Origin of the sequence: Marinomonas sp. CT5 (assembly GCF_018336975.1) — a bacterium.
In the GTDB taxonomy this organism is placed as follows: Bacteria; Pseudomonadota; Gammaproteobacteria; order Pseudomonadales; family Marinomonadaceae; genus Marinomonas.
This window is the reverse complement of record NZ_CP025572.1, coordinates 114,435-133,692: the sequence shown is the minus strand read 5'-3', so window position 1 is coordinate 133,692 and position 19,258 is coordinate 114,435. Positions and strand designations below refer to the sequence as shown.

Annotated in this window: 16 protein-coding genes and 1 riboswitch; of the genes, 10 read left to right on the top strand and 6 right to left on the bottom strand. The window is 43.6% G+C overall.

Features of this window, described 5'->3' with window-relative positions:
- Positions 1-28 precede the first annotated feature (28 nt).
- A riboswitch (FMN riboswitch) is annotated at positions 29-206 on the bottom strand.
- A 171-nt stretch (positions 207-377) separates the two neighbouring features.
- From rarD to C0J08_RS00595, 4 genes are all read left to right on the top strand, one after another.
- Positions 378-1,289, top strand: a complete 912-nt coding sequence (rarD, locus tag C0J08_RS00610) for an EamA family transporter RarD (RefSeq protein WP_212654212.1) — start codon at positions 378-380, stop codon at positions 1,287-1,289.
- 229 nt (positions 1,290-1,518) lie between these two features.
- Complete coding sequence (locus C0J08_RS00605) at positions 1,519-1,956, top strand: hypothetical protein (protein WP_212654211.1); 438 nt, start codon at positions 1,519-1,521, stop codon at positions 1,954-1,956.
- 132 nt (positions 1,957-2,088) lie between these two features.
- Positions 2,089-2,895: an ATP-grasp domain-containing protein gene (locus tag C0J08_RS00600; RefSeq protein WP_212654210.1), complete on the top strand. Its 807-nt coding sequence runs from the start codon at positions 2,089-2,091 to the stop codon at positions 2,893-2,895.
- A 143-nt stretch (positions 2,896-3,038) separates the two neighbouring features.
- The gene (locus C0J08_RS00595) at positions 3,039-4,421 is read left to right on the top strand and encodes a histidine-type phosphatase (protein ID WP_249344457.1); all 1,383 of its coding nucleotides are present in this window, start codon (positions 3,039-3,041) and stop codon (positions 4,419-4,421) included.
- A 65-nt stretch (positions 4,422-4,486) separates the two neighbouring features.
- Here the strand turns inward: C0J08_RS00595 and C0J08_RS00590 are convergent, their stop codons facing one another.
- The gene (locus C0J08_RS00590) at positions 4,487-4,957 is read right to left on the bottom strand and encodes a hypothetical protein (RefSeq protein WP_212654209.1); all 471 of its coding nucleotides are present in this window, start codon (positions 4,955-4,957) and stop codon (positions 4,487-4,489) included.
- A gap of 623 nt (positions 4,958-5,580) precedes the next feature.
- On the opposite strand from C0J08_RS00590, the gene C0J08_RS00585 reads away from it, so the two are divergent.
- From C0J08_RS00585 to C0J08_RS00565, 5 genes are all read left to right on the top strand, one after another.
- Complete coding sequence (locus tag C0J08_RS00585) at positions 5,581-6,606, top strand: LacI family DNA-binding transcriptional regulator (protein WP_212654208.1); 1,026 nt, start codon at positions 5,581-5,583, stop codon at positions 6,604-6,606.
- A gap of 185 nt (positions 6,607-6,791) precedes the next feature.
- Positions 6,792-7,817: an ABC transporter substrate-binding protein gene (locus tag C0J08_RS00580; RefSeq protein ID WP_212654207.1), complete on the top strand. Its 1,026-nt coding sequence runs from the start codon at positions 6,792-6,794 to the stop codon at positions 7,815-7,817.
- An 84-nt stretch (positions 7,818-7,901) separates the two neighbouring features.
- On the top strand, positions 7,902-10,136 hold the full coding sequence (locus C0J08_RS00575; protein WP_249344455.1) for an ABC transporter permease: 2,235 nt from the start codon (positions 7,902-7,904) through the stop codon (positions 10,134-10,136).
- Positions 10,133-11,206, top strand: a complete 1,074-nt coding sequence (locus tag C0J08_RS00570) for an ABC transporter ATP-binding protein (protein ID WP_212654206.1) — start codon at positions 10,133-10,135, stop codon at positions 11,204-11,206. The genes C0J08_RS00575 and C0J08_RS00570 overlap by 4 nt, the downstream gene beginning before the upstream one ends.
- Positions 11,207-11,223: 17 nt before the next feature.
- The gene (locus tag C0J08_RS00565) at positions 11,224-12,027 is read left to right on the top strand and encodes an inositol monophosphatase family protein (protein ID WP_212654205.1); all 804 of its coding nucleotides are present in this window, start codon (positions 11,224-11,226) and stop codon (positions 12,025-12,027) included.
- Between the two features lie 79 nt (positions 12,028-12,106).
- Here C0J08_RS00565 and C0J08_RS00560 read toward each other — a convergent pair whose 3' ends face one another.
- From C0J08_RS00560 to C0J08_RS00540, 5 genes are all read right to left on the bottom strand, one after another.
- Positions 12,107-12,376 carry an amphi-Trp domain-containing protein gene (locus C0J08_RS00560; RefSeq protein WP_212654204.1) on the bottom strand — a complete coding sequence of 90 codons (270 nt, stop codon included), beginning with the start codon at positions 12,374-12,376 and terminating at the stop codon, positions 12,107-12,109.
- A gap of 5 nt (positions 12,377-12,381) precedes the next feature.
- Entirely contained in the window at positions 12,382-13,707 is a 1,326-nt protein-coding gene (locus tag C0J08_RS00555; RefSeq protein ID WP_212654203.1) for a metallophosphoesterase family protein, read from the bottom strand.
- 172 nt (positions 13,708-13,879) lie between these two features.
- Complete coding sequence (locus tag C0J08_RS00550; protein ID WP_212654202.1) at positions 13,880-14,965, bottom strand: HprK-related kinase B; 1,086 nt, start codon at positions 14,963-14,965, stop codon at positions 13,880-13,882.
- A complete protein-coding gene (locus C0J08_RS00545; RefSeq protein ID WP_212654201.1) occupies positions 14,965-15,873 on the bottom strand; it encodes a GAK system ATP-grasp enzyme in 909 nt (302 codons plus the stop codon). Before C0J08_RS00545 ends, C0J08_RS00550 begins: the two co-directional genes overlap by 1 nt.
- Positions 15,866-17,551, bottom strand: coding sequence for a phosphotransferase (locus C0J08_RS00540; protein WP_212654200.1), 1,686 nt, complete (start codon positions 17,549-17,551; stop codon positions 15,866-15,868). Before C0J08_RS00540 ends, C0J08_RS00545 begins: the two co-directional genes overlap by 8 nt.
- Before the next feature lie 200 nt (positions 17,552-17,751).
- Between C0J08_RS00540 and dgt the strand changes: the two genes are divergently transcribed.
- Positions 17,752-19,251 (top strand): dGTPase, encoded by a 1,500-nt coding sequence (dgt, locus tag C0J08_RS00535; protein WP_212654199.1) that lies wholly within the window; start codon positions 17,752-17,754, stop codon positions 19,249-19,251.
- Positions 19,252-19,258: the final 7 nt, after the last annotated feature.

The following is a 19,258-nucleotide window of genomic DNA, read 5'->3' as shown; positions in this document are numbered from 1 at the left end:
TAAGGAAATTAGGTGCCACTAAGACTTGGTCGATCTTCTATCATCCGGACTGTAACCGTCGGCTCTGGAGTCTCACCAGATCTGCTGACCCTTATTGCTAAAAAGACATATCTTTAAGCAACAAGGCGCTCGCGGGCTATTTACTGGATTATTCAATCAAGCAAATCACCGCCGGTGGGGAATTTCGCCCCGCCCCGAAGTTCGATTAATGTGTAAATTCAGCTTTAACTTTAACCCCATCCCCCAGCTTAGGCAATACGTTCACTGTGTACATGACTGAAATAGTCTATTTCTAATGCAATAAAAAATGTGCCTAGTTGCGTCTCATTCATATACACTCTTTACCCCCAGATAATTCATTGAGCAGGATGACATCAATGCAGAACTCCTCGAAAAGCGGCATCTTTTACGCATTAACCGCGTTCACTTTGTGGGCCATTGCTCCCATCTATTTTAAAGAAATGTCGTTCATTCCCGCTCAAGAAATTCTTGCTCATCGGGTTATTTGGTCTTGTCTGCTGGTGATGATATTAATCGTCCTATTACGCTATACCGACGCCCTAAAAGTAGTATTGCGCTCCCCTAAAACACTAGGCGCCATGTTAATTTCCACCGCGCTGATCGCTTTTAACTGGGGGATTTTTATTTGGGCGATACAAAATAATCAAATACTCAGTGCCAGTTTGGGTTATTACATCAACCCTCTGATCAGCATCTTATTAGGTGTTATTTTCTTTAAAGATAAGTTAGACAGAGTCAGAAAAGCCGCCGTGGTTCTATGTTTTTGCGCGGTCGCTTTTGAAGTGATTCAATTTGGCTCTTTGCCTTGGGTTGCGCTTATCCTTGCAACGACCTTTGGTTTTTATGGCTTAGTTCGTAAAAAGGTGGCCGTAGACAGTTTCACGGGGATGGCGATTGAAACGGCAATTTTGCTGCCTTTTGCCTTTGCCTATTTAATGCTGAGCGACTCACCCAGTGCGAACATGTTCGAAAACACCAGCACTGTCAATTGGCTGCTGTTCGCTTCGGGCCCCATCACCATGGTTCCACTCATGTGCTTTGCGGCTGCGGCGAATAGGGTCAGTCTCGTGACCCTTGGTTTCTTCCAATACATAGGCCCAACAGGCATGTTTATTCTAGCGGTATTTTTGTATGACGAGCCACTTAGCCCAGAAAAGCTCACGACCTTTGTGTTGATTTGGTCGGCGCTTGCTATGCTCATCGCCGACTCTATTCGACGTATTAGAAAAACCAAGGCAACAAGCCTTATCGACCAAGAGACACCTTAATTTCCCATCCGACAGTGCAAACAAGTGAAGATGTAAACAATCATACTTCGCTTGTTTGACGATGTTTTTCTTCTTCCCTAGCGCTTTTTCAAGCGATCGCCATGATTTGTAAAGATTGATTATATGACGTCATTAACAAGGAAGCTTCGTGGCAACCCGTTGATAAGACTATTTATCTTCCCACAAGACCCTATTGATAAAAGCATCTTCAACAAGGTGGTTTTATCCAATGAGCTTTAATCTACAAAAAATCTTTGCCAAAACATTTTCAACAATCTTTTTTACCCTTGCAGGTTTTGTGGTGCTGGCGAGCTTTGCCGGTGCTATCAATGAATACAATCACGGTGAAAACCTCACCCAAGTCATCATAAAGATAATCAACTCAAACATCATCGCCATTGCCGTTTTTGAACTGGCTATGGTAATCCATAAAGAATACGGCAGTGATAATGAACACAATGTGGTTGTGCTATTAAGGCGCACGCTACCGAGGTTCATTGGTACAGTCTGTGTTGCGATGGCACTGGAAGGTCTCATTATGGTGATCAAATACAGCCAACTCGATATGGCTGGCAATTTATATTACCCCGTGGCAATTGTTGCCAGCGCAGGTTTTTTACTCATTTCGCTTGGAATTTTCCTAAAACATGCACCTAGTGAGCATTGATTTCTTTAGAACCAAAACAGTCAATTATGAGATGATTTAGCATGATAAGTTATTAAAGGTGATGGTATTTTTGTTCCTTTTTTCCGTGTCTGGCCTCACAATCGCGGCATGTTTAGCTACTGATTATATAAAATGAAAATCATCTCTTTTGACGCCTTAAGAACCTTACACTTGCCTCATGTCCGCTACATAAAACCGGAATCTATGTACGATCACTTAGAGGAAATCAAAGAAGCCGACTGGTTGCTTTTTCCTCAATATTGGCAACTAACCGCGTTAGTCTTTGGGCTGAAAAAGCGTATTTTCCCGAGTCTCGCATCTTATATGATTGGTCATGATAAAATCGAAATGACCCGAGCATTTCGTACCGTTGCGCCCCATAATCATCCTTATACCGTGATCTCAGCCAACACCCCATATGAAGCCGAAAAGATTTGGGATGAAATGCCGTCCCCTTTCGTCGCTAAAATTCCACGCAGCAGTATGGGAAATGGAGTATTTTTGATCGAAACCATCGGGCAATGGCGCGATTATGTTGCTCAAACAGAGGTTCTCTACGCACAAGAATATCTTCCTATCGATCGCGACATGCGGGTAATTTGGGTGGGCAATAAAATTGTCAGCGGCTATTGGCGCTTACAGTCTGATAATGGTTTTCATAATAATGTTAGCCAAGGCGGGCAAGTAGAGGTCGCGCTGATTCCGAAAGAAGCACAAGACCTAGTTACTTATTTAGCGGAATCGCTCGACATCAACCATGGCGGATTCGACATTGCCATGGTGGGATCACATCCTTATGTCATCGAAATAAACCGTATCTTTGGTAATCAAGGGTTACCCACTATTCAACAAGATGTGAATATGGAGCTGCTCAACTACCTCAACGAACAACATTTACTGTCCACTGCAATGCCAATAGATCAGCCTAGTGGCTTCTAATTAAGTACCTATCTTGCCGTCATATAAAACACCTGCAAGATAGGTCAGCAACACTCTAAGCAGAATATTTCGTCATCGTTGCGTCACATAACCGGGTTACTATTCGTCAATTAAAAATCATTCCCCCCTATAAGGACGTTCCTTTGAATACTAGAGCCTTTATTCCGGTTCTCGGCCTGTTAGCCACGCTAGCGGGTTGTAGCTCCGTTGAAACAAAATCAAATATGCCGTCTGACACTTATGTGTACGGAACAAAATCCACTTACATGCCACAAGAGAGTGCAGAAAATTACACTTCTGTACCGCAGAATTACCATCTAGTTTATAGCGAATTAGTGGCTCGTCATGGTTCCCGTGCGCTTTCTAAACCCAAATACGACGATATCAGCCTCAAAATCTGGCAAGCCGCAAAAGCCCAAAATGCGTTAACGCCACTAGGGAAAGAACTGGGGCCTGAAATTCAGCGCTTAATGGCCGCCAATGTCGAGATGGGATACGGCAACTTATCCGAGCTAGGTAAGCAAGAGCACATGATGATTGCTCAACGTATGGCCAAACGCGATGCAAAATTGTTTGATCGTGCGGTTAAGAACCAGCAAAAAATTGTCCTGGAATACTCCGGCAAGGACAGAGCAAAAGACAGCGGATTGGCTTTTGTTCAAGGTCTAGAAAGCATCAACCCAGCGCTAACACCCTTGATCAGTAAACCGATCAAAAACAAAGCACAATTGTATTTCCACAAACAAGACAACAATCAAGATTACCAAGACTACAAAGAAAATAATCCCGAGCTACGCGCGGCAATTGATCATTTACTTGATCAACCAAAGTCCCACCAAATGGCAAGAGAAATGCTAGAGCGCGTTTATTCACCTGAGTTTGTGGATCAACTGGAAGCCGGACAGTTATCCTTCATTAGGTTTGGTAAGAAAAAAACGACGGTTTATAACGATGTCGCCGCGGCGATTCAGTTATTCAACTTGTACCTTATTGCTCCTGGCTTAGCCTATGAAGCGGGTGATCAACCATGGCGTTTCAAGCAATTCGTTACCCCAGAGGAGTCCCAGTGGTTTTCTTATATTCTTGATGGCGAAGACTATTACGAAAAAGGTCCTAGCTTTGCTGACACCAACATCACTTACAAAATGGCGTCAGTCTTGGAGCAAGATTTCTTCAAGGAAGTCAAAGGCATTCAAGATGGAACCAACGACAAAGCCGCTAAAATACGCTTTGCGCATGCCGAGGCCATCATTCCTTTTGCAGCACAAATGCAGTTAAAAGGCAGTGAGCAGGGTGTTTCCCGTCGAGTCGGTTATACATTAGAAACCAGTCCTTGGCGTGGTAGTTGGGTGGCTCCTTACAGCGCCAACATTCAATGGGATGTATACCGCAACCAAACAGGCAACTTGTTAGTGCGGATGCTGTATAACGAAAAAGAAATTGCCTTTAAAGACAGCTGTTCGCCGATCAAAGCCGGCAGTTATTTTTATCGCTTTTCTGAGTTAACCCGTTGCTACAATCAATAAACGGCCAATAAAAAAACAGCCATGGCTCTCACTCATGGCTGTTTTAATAGCAAGTCAATAAACAACTAGTTCGTTTTTTTCGCCATCAAGATCATCCTATCTAGAGCCGTATTCAAAGACTTAGCCACTTCAGGTTTAATACGCGTGTTCGCCCGACAACTGTTGATGGCAGCGGCGTATTCAGTAAACAGCTTTCTCTCTGAGTAACGCTCAGTAAGATGTTTAAAAAACGTTGCTTTTTGCCTATCAAACAGCCGCTGCATCAGTTTTGCTTTTGGTTTGCTACCACCATACATACTTAATAATTTCGGTGTTATGACATCCTGCTGAAGATAATGCTTGTAAGCAGACAAACCGCTATGAACGATTGCCATATCTGCCACGGCATAGTTTGCAGCAAAATCATTCAATTTCGTATCAACGAACTCGACCAATGCAAGACAAGAATTGAGCTCATTTATAGAAGGAGTCGCCCCATACATCGCAGGCGAACAGACTAAACCGACGACAAGCATCAGGTATTTTTTATTTTTCATAGCCCATCTCCTTTTATTGTCTTCATAAACAAACCAAACAATTAACAAATAGAAACAAAATGATTACATAAAATAACACTAAGGCTTATTTAATCCAAATTTATTGAAGCTCATTATTAGAAATAAAAACTATTAAATGCCCTCAATGTACAGCTAACGCTATTTGCAGTTCGATATAATACGCTTCGAGGAAGGAGAGTTATCCACCAGTTTAGTAGTAGGGCGAATGGGGCTTGGGACGGAATTTCATCACAAGTTTTGACGGTAACTTTTTTAAACAGTATCAACGCTCTCCACACAAAAAGTACATTCGCAATTCTATGTAAACCATGAAAACATTTGTTTGAACTCGCCCCATAATCTTGGTTACTCTGACTAAAGAGACTAAAGAGACTAAAGAGCTGTACTCTTCAAAGCCTAGATCTATTTTTTATGAAAGTGAGTATTTTTTGCTTCATATTGAGTTACGAGGCATCTTTTATTAAAAAATAGCCTTTTTTACCCTAAATGTTTTAATCTGACAGCTGATAGGCAAGGGGCAGCTTATCAATAGTATCCAAGTTCTAAACAAGGTTTAAAAACGGTGCCCAGCTTTCTTGTACTAAATGGATTAGAGCAAACAAATGAACAAGCGCAATGCCACTTCTGCCGATGTCGCCATTTTAGCGGGGGTATCCCAATCTACTGTATCTCGTAGTTTTGACCCTGATAGCCGAATCTCGGAAGCGACTCGTCAGCGTGTTTTTGCCGCTGCAGAGCAACTTGGCTATCAGGTCAATAAAGCGGCACAAACTATGATAAGAAAACGCAGCGACCTAGTTGGCCTTGTCACAGCAGGCTTAGAAGATCCTTTTCGTTCTGAGTTCCTACATAAATTAATCGTTGAAGTGCAAAGTTGTGGACTTCGTCCCATGGTGATGGATGTGTCTGATAGACAGACCATAGACGAGGAATTACATGGACTCATTCAATACCAACTAAGTGGCGTAATTATTACCTCAGGCACGCCTAGTGAAAACATAGGGAAAGCCTTTATAAAATACGGTATTCCTGTGGTGTTAATAAACCGAACCGAACACTCGGATGAAGCAGACATAGTGAATTTAGATAATGAAAATGCTGGAGCCATGGCGGCTGAAGCCTTACTAAAATCAGGCAAAACTAATCTCCTTGTCGTACATGCAAAAAAGCCAAGTTTCAGCAGTGTAATGCGTGCTAAAGGTTTCCTGAATTATTTAGCCTCCCACGGGAATCATAACGAAATACAAGCCAATGAAGTGTTGTGTGAAGCGGGCAACTACGATGGTGGCTATCAGGTGGCCAAGAAAATCTTAGCCTCAGCCTATAAACCCGACGGCATATTTTTCTGTATGGATCATATTGCTTGTGGCTTCCTGGATGCCGCCAAACAACTAGTCTCCGCGAAAAAAATAGAGTCTATTGGTGTCATTGGCTGCGATGACATTGCATTAGCCCGTTTTAAGGCCTATGACTTAACAACGGTTAAACAACCTTCAAGCGAGATAGCAAAAGCAGCGCTACAAACTTTGCTAAATAGATTAAAGTCCCCAACGTCAGCCCCCACTAAACAGACCATTTCAGCAGAACTAGTTTATCGCTCTACCTTGTCATTACCTCAAATCAAATAAGCTAAAAAAATAGTACCGTTATTTTTAGCTTCTCCGGTAATGTTACCTATTGATCACAATAGAATTTTTATTTCAAACTATTTATTTTTGAAATTTACCTTTCGTTTTTAATATTTGCCTAGTATGCTTGAATGGTTGTTCATACGTATGCACAACTATTCAAAACACTAGGAGGCAATATAAAAATGAAAAAATCTCCATATATCCTTAGCCTTGCTCTCACTGCAACAACCTTAATCGCCACCCCTGCTATGGCCAAAAAGTTGAATGTTCTCTGCTCCACAGATACAGATTGGTGCAGCTTGATGGAAACAAGCTTTGAGGCAGAAACAGGTATCGATGTGTCTCTTATTCGTAAGAGTTCTGGCGAAGCGTATGCACAACTGCGTGCCGAAGCAAAAAATCCAAAAATTGATATTTGGTGGGGCGGGACAGGTGACCCGCACCTACAAGCGGCTGCGGAAAAACTCACTCAAGTATACAAACCGAAAGCTCTTCCTGATCTAAGAGATTGGGCACAAAACCAAGCTAAAGTATCTGGTTACCGCACCGTCGGTGTGTACGCTGGCGCATTGGGCTTTGGTTATAATGAAGACATTTTGAAATCTAAAGGTTTACCAGCTCCACAATGTTGGAAAGACCTCGCTAAACCTATTTACAAAGGTGAAGTACAAATCGCCAACCCAAACTCATCTGGAACCTCGTACACCGCTCTAGCAACCTTTGTACAAATGATGGGAGAAGATCAAGCTTTCGACTTTCTTGCTCAACTACATAAAAACATCAATCAATATACCAAATCAGGTTCAGCCCCCATCAAAGCCGCTTCTAACGGCGAAACCGCCATCGGTATTACCTTTATTCACGACATCGTAAAACAAGTCAAAAAAGGCTACCCAGTTAAAGCCGTTGCACCTTGTGAAGGTACAGGTTATGAAGTGGGCTCGATGAGTATCGTCAAAGGTGCTCGTCACCTAAAAGAAGCAAAAATGTGGGCGGAATTTGCTTTACGTCCTGATATTCAAACCCTGGCCGAAAAAGCCAACGCCTATCAAGTCCCCTCCAATAAATCAGCCACCACACCACCCGGAGCACCTGACTTCGATACTCTGAAACTGATCGATTACGATTTTGCCAAATACGGCTCTGCAGATACGCGCCAACATTTGCTGCAACGCTGGGATAATGAGATCAAATCTCTACCTCGTTAATCAATCAGACAATCCTTGTTTATCCTGAGATCTGCTGGGGCTTAGCTCCAGCAGAAGCTCAAGTTACCGTTTGGAGTATCAATCGTGAAACACTCTTTTATTCCGTGGCTGTTACTCGGCTGGATCGGCTTCTTGCTGATACCTTGGTATCTGCTCGAAGATGGTTTTTGGTCATTTGTCTGGTTAACCGATGGTTATCCTACTGACCTCTACTACGCCCCTGCTATTCTACAAGGTTTACTTGGCGATAAGCTTTGGTTACTTCCACTCGCATTGCCTTTAATCGCACCTTTACGACTAATTCCATTATCCAAGAGTGACCCTCGATATAGCCGTTACCTAATCTATTCTGGTGCTTTTGGCCTTCTTTATTTGATGACCCAAGGTTTTGCAATTGGTGTCAGTGGTTGGCAATTTACAGGGCTCGAGTCTTTATTTGGTGAGTTGGAAAACCAACAATACGGTTTTGGCTATGGTGCCATGCTGTGTGGCCTATCCTTTCTCATACTACTAACTACAGGGTTAGCTGCTACAGGCTTTTTAAAAGGAGATGTATTTGTCACAGGTAGCATTGGTTTGATCGTCGCTCTGGTTGGCTTGTTCGTCTTTTTCCCTGTCAGCCAAGTATTAATTAGTGCCTTCATGAACAATGACGGCATGTTTGCTCCAACGGCATTTTTCAGTAAGTTTTTTAGCGATAATATCTGGTCATTGTCTTGCCTCAGTGGTGGTTATACTTGTGGCACAGCATGGAACTCTTTAACGCTGGCGATTTTGACCGCAACATTAACAACCTTACTAGGTTTATCTTTTGCGCTGGTTGTTACGCGTACTGGGTTTCGTTGGAAAAAATCCTTACGCTTACTCACTGTTTTGCCAATCATTACTCCACCTTTTGTCATTGGCTTAGCGCTGATCTTATTGTTTGGACGCTCAGGCGTGGTAACACAATTCTTTGCTGATATTTTCCATATTGAACCAGGTCGATGGCTCTATGGCATGCCAGGTGTATTACTTGCTCAAGTATTATCTTTTACACCGATTTCCTTTTTGGTTTTGATTGGCGTGGTGGAAGGCGTTAGTCCTTCTATGGAAGAAGCCTCTCAGACCTTACGTGCCGATCGTTGGCGAACCTTTACCAATGTATCTCTGCCATTAATGCGACCTGGTTTAGCCAATGCCTTTTTACTCGCCTTCATTGAAAGTTTGGCGGACTTTGGTAACCCAATGGTACTTGGTGGCGACTTTGATGTGCTGTCTACAGAGATATTTTTCGCCATTGTAGGCGCACAAAACGATCAAGGTTACGCTGCGGTCTTAGCCATACTCTTACTATTCTTCACTTTGAGTGCTTTTTTCCTTCAACGTCATTGGATCGGCAAAAAATCCTACACCACGGTCACAGGCAAGGCGGATTCTGGCGCTTACATGGGCTTAAACCATGGTATGAAGCTCGCCTGTTATATGACGGCTTTACCTTGGGCTGCGTTAACCGTCGTCATTTACGGCATGATCATGTTTGGTGGTTTTGTGCAAAACTGGGGATACGACAACAGCTTTACTCTGCAACACTATCAAGACGCTTTTTCTGTTGGCTGGGGGGAATTTGGCGTGATCTGGGAAGGCGCTGCATGGGACTCACTATGGACAACGTTGAGTATTTCCGCCATCGCTGCACCGTTTACTGCCCTCGTTGGTTTGCTGACCGCCTACTTGTTAGTACGTCAACAATTCAAATGGAAAAATGCTTTTGAGTTCGGCACTATGTTGAGCTTTGCCATTCCCGGCACAGTGATTGGTATCAGTTATATCCTTGCCTTCAACGTCCCCCCATTAGAGCTGACGGGCACAGGCGTAATTCTGATTATCTGTTTTGTTTTCCGTAATATGCCTGTTGGTGTCCGTGGTGGTATCGCCGCTATGAGCCAGTTAGACAAAAGCCTAGACGAAGCCTCGTTAACCTTAGGTGCAAACAGTTTGATGACCTTCCGACGCGTCATACTTCCTCTACTACGACCCGCCATTATTGCTGCTTTGGTCTACAGCTTTGTACGAGCTATTACGTCCGTTAGTGCTGTCATCTTTCTCGTTAGTGCGGATCACAATATGGCTACGTCTTACATTATTGGCTTGGTCGAGAACGGTGAGTATGGCATTGCTATCGCCTATTGTAGTGTACTGATTTTAGTGATGCTAACAGCCATTATCGCAATCAATCTATTTGTGGGAGAGCGTCGTTTAAGACGCACCAATGCTATCTCTCACTCAAACCAATCATCGGCTACTTCCAGCCCTTCTCTTAAGGAGAAACACGCATGAGTCTCCATTACAAATCAGGCTCAGTGAGCTTTGAAAATGTTATTAAAACCTTTGGTAATGTCACTGCTATTGATAATGTGTCCTTTACCATAGAACCCGGCAATCTTGTCACTTTGTTAGGACCAAGTGGCTGCGGTAAAACCACTACATTACGCATGTTAGCTGGCTTAGAACACCCAACCTCCGGCCGAATTATGATTGGCAACAAGGATGTCACACACCTGCCCGCCACAGACAGAGACGTCAGTATGGTATTTCAATCCTATGCTTTGTTTCCGCATATGACGGTGGCCGAAAATGTCGCCTATGGCCTAAACGCCAGCGGCGTTAATAAAATTGAAGCCAAGGAAAAAAGCGAAGAAGGACTAGAGCTTGTCGGTTTAGCTGATTATGGCCAACGTTATCCCAGTGAACTGTCTGGTGGACAACAGCAACGTGTTGCCGTCGCACGAGCACTGGTTCTGGAACCTGAAGTACTGTTGTTAGACGAGCCTTTATCCAACCTAGATGCAAAATTACGTCGACATGTTCGTGAAGAAATCCGTGAGCTTCAGCAAAAAATAGGATTAACCGCCGTTTATGTGACCCACGACCAAGAAGAAGCGCTAGCTGTGTCGGATCGTATTATCGTGATGAATCGTTCGGTTATTGCGCAAGAAGGTAGCCCTCGTGAACTCTATGAGGCACCCGCCTCCAGCTTTATCGCTGACTTTATTGGTGACGCGAATCTCATTGAGGCCGATATCATTGCCACCGATGGTCAGACCGCTGAGGTTGCTGTTGGTACACTACGCTGCTCCTTGCCACAACGCGATTTTGGTAAAGGTCGAGTGCAGCTAGCCGTCCACCCAAGTTCTGTACGTTTATCCGTGCGAGACCAACAGTCCACTGGACTCAAAGGTACCGTTAGACGAGCCACTTATTTAGGCAATCAAATGCAATACGATGTTGACTCTGAAGTGGGTGACTTATTTGTCGTCGACTATCGTGTTGAACAAGCAATTCCCGTCGGTTCCGATGTGTCTATTGCATTTTCAAATCGCGGTCTTGCGTTAGTTAAGACAGCTTAGAGTGGAGACTACACCTCATGTTTTTAGCTCATAATCTAGTAGATCAAGCGGTTCTCGACCGATTTAATCAGGCTGAAAAAGTCATAAAAATTGCTGGAGCTCAAGCGTTAGAGTACTTTCGTAATCGAGAAAAACTTATTGTCGAAACCAAAATGGAACCCCAAGACGTAGTCAGTATTGCTGACCGCAATGTGGAAACCACCATCATCGAAAGCTTACAAGATTTCTTCCCAAGGGATGGCTTTCTTGGAGAAGAACAAGGTATTACTCAAGGGGATAATCAGTATTTATGGGTCATTGATCCAATTGACGGTACGGCGTGTTTCCTCAATGGCATGCATTCTTGGTGTATTTCGATAGCACTGATGGTGGATGATAAAATTGCCTGCGGCTTAATATTTGACCCAAACAGTAACGAGTTATTTAGTGCAATAGCGGGCCAAGGTTGCTTTGTAAACGATAAGAAAGTCATGACACTAGAAGTCAACTCGGTACAAGAAGGAGTCATGGGGTTAGGAACTTCTCACCGAGTACCCGCATCATTATGTGTAAACTTTATCGATAAACTGTTAAACCAAGGGGGCATGTTTATTCGCAACGGCTCTGGGGCTCTTATGCTGGCTTATGTAGCGGCAGGTCGCTTAATTGGTTATTACGAACCCCACATCAATTCTTGGGATTGTTTAGCAGGCCTTATCATGGTGGATGAGGCTGGCGGGTCAACCAATCATTTTTTGAATGGCGAAGGGTTACTTAACGGTAATCCAATACTGGTAGCGGCCAATGGCGTTAGCGATTCACTCAATCAGATGATTGTTTAAACGCCAGTTTAGCCGGTGTATCTATGAATTTTACCGCCTTGTGATAAAAGCACACTGGCGGTTTTTTCTGCCTAATACATTAGGATAAAATATTTGGTGCCGTTTTATTCAAGCGTTTGGGGTGTTTTTCCCAACGTACTTTAACCTCAAATTGTTGGCTGTCTTCGTCTTCATAAGCACGCACTTTTAAACGCATTAGGCCTTTTGGATTAAGGGTTAACGTGCCTTCTTTTTCTTCGCTGAATTCCAGTTTCCCCTTTGATAAACCTTTCGACAGCGCTTTTAATACATCTTGAATATCATCAGCGTCCAGTAAGGCTTCGTATTTAAACTCTGTTTTCGATTTCATAATGTTTATCCGTAAATTCCCTGTAGTTCTTCCGCCGTAATCACTTTGGCGGTAGGGTAATCGCAGCTTAACCCAACAACCCCTGTGTCTTTACCGATCAAGGTGGCCCCGATGCCATAACTCTTCAAGCCTTCTGCTTTACGAGAATGCGAATCCAAAGTAATGTCCGCTTCTACATGAACCAAGCCCTTTTTAATGGCAATGCGCTGGCCTTGCTGACGGTTAATATGCCCTTGTACCACCACATGAACCCCAGCTTTATGAATAGCCTCCACACCTCGATGGGTCAATGGCAAGTCGGCATCACGGTATTTTGTACGAAAGGTGTTCGCAATCGAGCTATAGTAAAAGCTGAATAAATCACGGCGTTTTAAATTACGGTGAAAGGCTTTATTGGCATACTTAGTCCCACTTTTTAATAACATTTGCCCCATGCTGTCATCCAAACCCGCGTGCAAAAATAAAAAAGAACCGCGCTTGGCAACCAATTCCATTTTGCGAAAAAACCAATTGAACTCACCTTTCTTATGCAAGAACAACTGCTGACATTTCAAAGAAGTAGCATAGACCTGACGTAAACTCAGCCCTGCGGCTAAGCAATGCTTTTCAAAGCTATGATTTTTCGACGCCATTTTGCGGACTTCTCGGTCAATCCCTTCTACCGTTAAAAAGCCCGCGGCATGAAATGGAAATTCTTTAAACCAATCTTCCCCGGGAAAGAGCAAGTCTCGGCAAGTGTCTTCATCAGGAATTTTTTTATCCCATTTGGTATCCGCCAAGTACTCGTCAAAAACTTCACGAAATAACGGCACCACCTTTTTACCCATACGAACAAAAAAGTGTTGATTACCAATGTCTTTTTTACGCGCTAAGGCCAGCAACCCCATTAACAAACGTAAATCATGGTTACCAGCGAGCAAAGTTACTCGCGCTTTCAACTTATAAAGCTGCTTTACGCTACGAAGTAATTCAAGATTACTCGGTCCTTTGTCCAAGCAGTCACCACCAACGATGATTTCTGACTGTCGACCTTTTTTGGTTAACGTCAGATGACCAACACCCGCGCGTTTCTTACGCTCTGCTACGCCTGCCGCAATTAAAGAAGCTTCAAAAGCCACGGCGTCCGCATGAGGATCAGAAATAAATACCACCGAACGTTTTGGCCAGCGCAACTTATTTTTCTGAAAGCGTTTTGGGGTTTTATTGGATTCCAGAACATGACTGTTTACCGAGCTATCGTCCCGAGGCCAAGACGCCCATTCTGTCGGTAAGCGAGAAATGATCTCCGCATGATGCAGACGATTTTTAATAGCTGGAATGGGGCTCGACATGAGGTTATTACCTTTCAGTTGATGGTTTGAGACCTTAAGGGCAACGTTCTAAAGCACTCTAACCGTCAGAAAATTCAAACAAGATGAGCAGCGTAAAAACAGACTAAGCCTTTTACTATGACAAAGTTTTATGACAGTTAAATGAACAAGCAGCATAAAGCTCCCTATCACATCAGGTTAACGCGCCAATCAGTTCATAAGCTTGATCAAAATCGATCTTGCCTGTGAGGCGATAAACCTCCACATTCGACAATTCATCACAATAGTGGCCAACCGAATCCACCGCATTTAAATCGGCAAAGGTACCAGTATTATCTTGATAAAATGGCCCAGGTCGTTTGCGTAGACCTTCAATCACCTGCGGCTCTTTTGCTAAATCAACGGACTCCAACTGTGTCGGTGCTGAACTGTCTAAAGACCAATCAAGCATAATCAAACGTGATAAATTTGCTGCTAGCACCACACGGTCAGCATCATACTCATCTTCGATCTGGACATCGTATTTTTCTTCTAATGCCCATAGCTCACTTTGAGGCATTTGATGAAGAGCTTGTTGGCGCGACTCAGGTAAAATATGGCGTAAGCGATCTGAATTTAATAGGGTGCCAGGGTTAACACGTGGCAATTTCGCCAAACCAATGGTTTTTGTCTCCAGCCCTTCTTTTTTCAATAAAATACGGTCATTAGTGAGAAATTTACGCTCTGGGTTTTCCAAGCAACGTAGCATCAAGGTCGATTTGCCACCACCTGAACCCGCGGCAATAGCTGTTGCTTCACCCTTCACACAAAAAGCCGAGGCATGGCCTAACGTAAAGCCCTGACGTAAATAATGATTCAAAAATTGATTATTTATAAAGTTGATAATTTGAGCCAAGTTAGATGCACAAGGACCAACCGCAACCGCATGATCCGGTCGCTGTAAAAACGCCATGCCTGTTTTGAATTTTTTAATCCAACGTCCACCAGCCACATCAAGGTAACCTTCTTTACGGCCCTGTTTGCCTTCTTCTCGTGGCACGTCCAACCAATCTAGCTCATCGCCAACAACGCTTTGCTCCATCACATACACATTTAAAGACGTTGTTGTATGTGCCTCGACCTTCAAATAACTACGGTAATAATCAGCGATACCAGCCAATAACATCACTTCATTGGAATGCACGGTTACAGCCAAGTCAGCAAAGTGCAATCGGATCGTTTCGGTACAATGGCTTAGGCCTTCATTCACATGAGGTAAATTCAATAAAGTTTTAATCATTATGCGATCTCCTTGTCCTGCAAAACGCACTCTTGTACAACATACTCTGCATAAGCACTGGCCGCATCGATATCGCAGCCTTCTAACGCACCTTTAAAACCGCCAAAGGCCGAGACCTCAAACACCACAGGTCCTTGATCTGTCAAAGCAATATCCACGGTGGTAAAACTCAAGTCGTAACAGGATTGAGCCCGACGACCTAACTCAATCAAAGCCGCATCAGGTTCAAACTTTTCATACTTTCCACCACTATGAATGGTGGTGTTCCAAGAGTCTTTATTACCCACTCGCACATACGTACAAAGATATTCACCACCGATAAAGACCATGCCCAGATCTCGGCCATCGAGTTTCACAGTTTGTTGAATATAATAAATTGACTGACTCTGACGATACGCTTCTAAAGCGTTACGGACAAATTCGTCGCTGTCTTCTTTTGTCAGCATGACCATACCGCGCGCTTTAGTAGAATACAGAGGTTTTAATATCGCCGAACCAAACTCTCTCACGGTAGCAAAAGCCTGCTCTGGGTTTTCCGTGATGCGTGTTTTCGGCATCGGAATATTGCCTTGTTGCAAGGCAAGTGTGCCGCTTAAACGGTTCACCAAGTTACCAACACTTTCGGTTGGACTAAACAATTTGACGCCAGCACGCTCCGCATAAGACAGTAAATGAATGCGATCTTCCGTGGCAGGTGAATAGACTTCACTTATTTTTTTGATGATGAGTCCATCTAACGTCATCAAATCCAAATCTTGATACATCAGCTGATTGGTGTCTAAACGCAATTCCACTTTGCTCATATCAATCACGGCACGAAAGCCAGTACGTTCTTCAAGACGATCCGCCAATACTTCTGTGGACCATTTTCCAGGGATACCAACCACCCCAATTTTCAACTTATTCAACGTAAAGCTCCTTAAGTGGTAAAGTAAATGTTTGGGCTTGTTCTGGTGATAATTTGGCTAAACGCTCCAGCAAATATCGAGCGCGTAAATGCATTCTGGAAGCCAATTTTTTATCAAATATAAACCGTGTTGATGTAGCAAACGAACGAGCAAGTCCCGCCGCCAGACGTACTTCAAACGAGGTATCTTGTTGACGATTGGCAAAGCGTCGACCAAAGCGATACACCTCTTTGGCGCTTTCCATCATCTGTGTTCGCGTCTCCCCACTGAGCACCTGTAAACGATAAATCGAGACCATTAACACCGATAAATCCTGAACATAGTCAAAGTAAGAAGCACGATGTAGATCAATAAAATAAACGCGTTTTTCGGCTTCATCGTAAATCAAATTATCGACATTAAAATCCCCATGGGTAAGCACCGAAAACGGCGCGCGCCATTGACCCTCTTGTCTCGACACTCGATGTACTAACTCATCAAAACTCAGACTGGTATAGCCACAAATACGCTCTTCCTCTTTAAAAAATTCAGGATGAACCTTACGACTGTCGCCAATACGCTTTTTGAGCTGGCCCATAAAATTCGCTGAGCAAGATTCGGACGTCAAGCTAGCTTTCCAAGTCTGGTTCAACGTTTTAAACAGTGCTTTCAACGCGGCTTTCGTGCCCTCTTGATCGCCTGCAAGCAATAAGGCTTCCAAAGTTTTACCTGGAATATGCTCAATCAGCAAAGAGGATTGTTCATTGCTATCATCACTTCGAGAAGCGGTTGTTTCGCTGGTGATTTTAGACGCCCCAGTTTGAGACAGAACACTGGGAGCAAGGCGAGGGTCAATATTGCGCCATTGATTGACGCCAGCCACTTCTTCTTCGATCTTTGAGCGGTCTCCTTCCTTGTAAACAGCTAATACATCCTTGCCCGATTCATCCTTGTGCGTAATGGCAGCAATGGCGCTGCCAGAGCGAGTTAACGCCAAACGGCGAACTTTTAAATCTCTCAGGTCATAATTAAGGTTTGTCGCGCTGTCTAATAAATGAGGATAATTTTGCAAAGTAGCGACTTGGCCGAGATCCGTTTTAATCAAAGCTTCCGCCACAACGCCTAACTGCTCGATCAAGCGCTTTATACTGACATTACTTAAAATGGCTGCTCGCAGTTGATCATCACTCAAATCGAGCTTTGCTCGTAAGGTTAGCGATTGCAATTCGTTATAGCTGACAAGCAGCTTATGAGTACGTCGACCCAACTTAATGCCTGAACGACGACGATTTTCACTGACACCCACTTTAACAAGCCGCAGGGCACGTCTAATTCGTTTCACCAACTTGCGGCATTCTTGACCTGTTGGATGCTCGTAGGGGGCCTCTAAGGTACCTTCTCGAACACAATCGAAACAGTGCTTAGTCAGCATTTCAAGGGCAATCACCAAAGAATGCATACCACTGATGCGAGCGTGAAAGGTCGTATTAGCTTTACGACGCTCTAATAAACGCGCTGTTTCAATATCCGCTTTTTCACGCAATGCTTGCACATAACCACGACGGCTACGAATCCGGGACAATAACTCAACCGATCCCGAGGTGAAAAAAAGCTCGACGAGATGACAGTGTGTTTCGACTTCATGTAAGAGAAAAGACACATGCTCTTGCAGAGTCGCCACAACTGGGGGTGAAGGCATAACATTTTTTCCTACTACTTTTACCTTTGACTATACAGACAGTAGAAAGCATCTAGATGACAGTATTGTTACAAGCTAGAAGCAAACCTAACAGCAAACGAACAAGATGACTGGATCTCAGCAGTTAACGCATGACTTCCCGGTAAAAAAATCGTTACTATCGGAAGATAAACATCAAATTCAGATCAAGGACGCTCATCATGACAAGTAATTTTAGACAGAAAATTCGACCTCACCGATTTTATCAGTCAAAAAACTTTAATAATGAGAATCGAGATCTAGCGATCTTTGAAAGCGACCGAGGCCGGATTATCAACTCCGCGGCGATTCGTCGTTTACAGCAAAAAACTCAAGTCTTCCCTTTAGAAAGAAATGCAGCGGTGCGCAGTCGTCTTACTCATTCTATGGAGGTACAGCAAGTCGGCCGCTTCATTAGCCAGCAAATATTTAAAAAGTTGAGCACCTCTCAACAGGAAAAATATGGTTTAAATGACCTCGATCGACAATTTGAGTCAATTGTCGAGATGTCCTGTTTAATGCACGACGTGGGCAACCCCTCATTCGGTCACTTTGGTGAAGAAGCCATCAAACAATGGTTTCATAATCATATCGACGAACTCACCAAAAGAAAGGATCTAAAAAATGACCTAGATAAGCTAACGCCCATCAAGACCGACCTTTGTTCCTTTGAGGGCAACGCTCAAGCCTTGCGTATCGTTCATTCACTCCAAACACTTAACTTAACCTATACGCAAATGTCCGGCATTATGAAATACACTCGACGAGCTGATCAGGACAAGCCCAAAGACAAAAACGACCCACAAAGCTACTTAAAGAAAAAGGTTGGTTTTTATCTCAGTGAAGTGCCGCTCATTCATAAAATAAACACCACCTTGAACATTGCAGAAGGCTGCCGCTCACCTTTTGCTTATGTCATGGAAGCGGCTGACGATATTTCTTACTGTATTGCCGATATAGAAGACGCCGTCGAAAAAGGCATCCTGAAATTTGATGAGCTCCTCGACAAGCTAGAAGAAGAGTTTATTGAGCAAAGCAAACGCTACTCAGTAAAAGATAACGAAAAAAGCTTAATGGAAAAGCTAATTCAAAAATCCAAAGAGCGCTACCTAGTATCCAATATCGTAGGCGATTTTTTCGTTTCTTTTCGTGTTGCGATTAACACTCGTGCAGTTGAGCACGCCAGTAATCAGTTTAAAAACAACATTGATACCATATTCAACGGCACATATAACCAAGCCTTAGTCGAGGACAAAAGCACCTGTCATGCTCTACTAGAAACCCTCAAAGCCGTGGCTTTTAAATACGTTTTCAGCGCCAAAGAAGTTCAAAAACAAGAACTGCAGGGCTATCGCATCATCAGCGGTTTATTAGATATCTATAAGCCGCTATTGGCATTGGATCGCGCCACGTTTAACAAGATTCTCGAAAAGGCAGAGAAAACGCCCATTTATCAAACACGCCTGTTCAATAAACTCTCCAGCAAACACCTTGCGGCTTATAAACAAGCACTAAAAAACCTCACAGACTTTAAAAGCCATTTCGCAGGCAGTGCACTGGAATCCGTTAGTGACGAGGCGTGGGAGTTTTATTTTCGCTGTCGTCTCATTCAAGACTACATCAGCGGCATGACAGATCAATTCGCCTACGACGAATACCGCGCCTTACATGTTATTGATTAGAAAAGGA

Bases quoted from the DNA above. Each gene is read 5' to 3' on its own strand.
- C0J08_RS00585 (WP_212654208.1), top strand. From the start codon at position 5,581: ATGAACAAGCGCAATGCCACTTCTGCCGATGTCGCCATTTTAGCGGGG.
- C0J08_RS00565 (WP_212654205.1), top strand. From the start codon at position 11,224: ATGTTTTTAGCTCATAATCTAGTAGATCAAGCGGTTCTCGACCGATTT.
- C0J08_RS00605 (WP_212654211.1), top strand. From the start codon at position 1,519: ATGAGCTTTAATCTACAAAAAATCTTTGCCAAAACATTTTCAACAATC.
- dgt (WP_212654199.1), top strand. From the start codon at position 17,752: ATGACAAGTAATTTTAGACAGAAAATTCGACCTCACCGATTTTATCAG.
- C0J08_RS00580 (WP_212654207.1), top strand. From the start codon at position 6,792: ATGAAAAAATCTCCATATATCCTTAGCCTTGCTCTCACTGCAACAACC.
- C0J08_RS00590 (WP_212654209.1), bottom strand. From the start codon at position 4,957: ATGAAAAATAAAAAATACCTGATGCTTGTCGTCGGTTTAGTCTGTTCG.
- C0J08_RS00570 (WP_212654206.1), top strand. From the start codon at position 10,133: ATGAGTCTCCATTACAAATCAGGCTCAGTGAGCTTTGAAAATGTTATT.
- rarD (WP_212654212.1), top strand. From the start codon at position 378: ATGCAGAACTCCTCGAAAAGCGGCATCTTTTACGCATTAACCGCGTTC.
- C0J08_RS00600 (WP_212654210.1), top strand. From the start codon at position 2,089: ATGAAAATCATCTCTTTTGACGCCTTAAGAACCTTACACTTGCCTCAT.
- C0J08_RS00540 (WP_212654200.1), bottom strand. From the start codon at position 17,551: ATGCCTTCACCCCCAGTTGTGGCGACTCTGCAAGAGCATGTGTCTTTT.
- C0J08_RS00550 (WP_212654202.1), bottom strand. From the start codon at position 14,965: ATGATTAAAACTTTATTGAATTTACCTCATGTGAATGAAGGCCTAAGC.
- C0J08_RS00555 (WP_212654203.1), bottom strand. From the start codon at position 13,707: ATGTCGAGCCCCATTCCAGCTATTAAAAATCGTCTGCATCATGCGGAG.
- C0J08_RS00560 (WP_212654204.1), bottom strand. From the start codon at position 12,376: ATGAAATCGAAAACAGAGTTTAAATACGAAGCCTTACTGGACGCTGAT.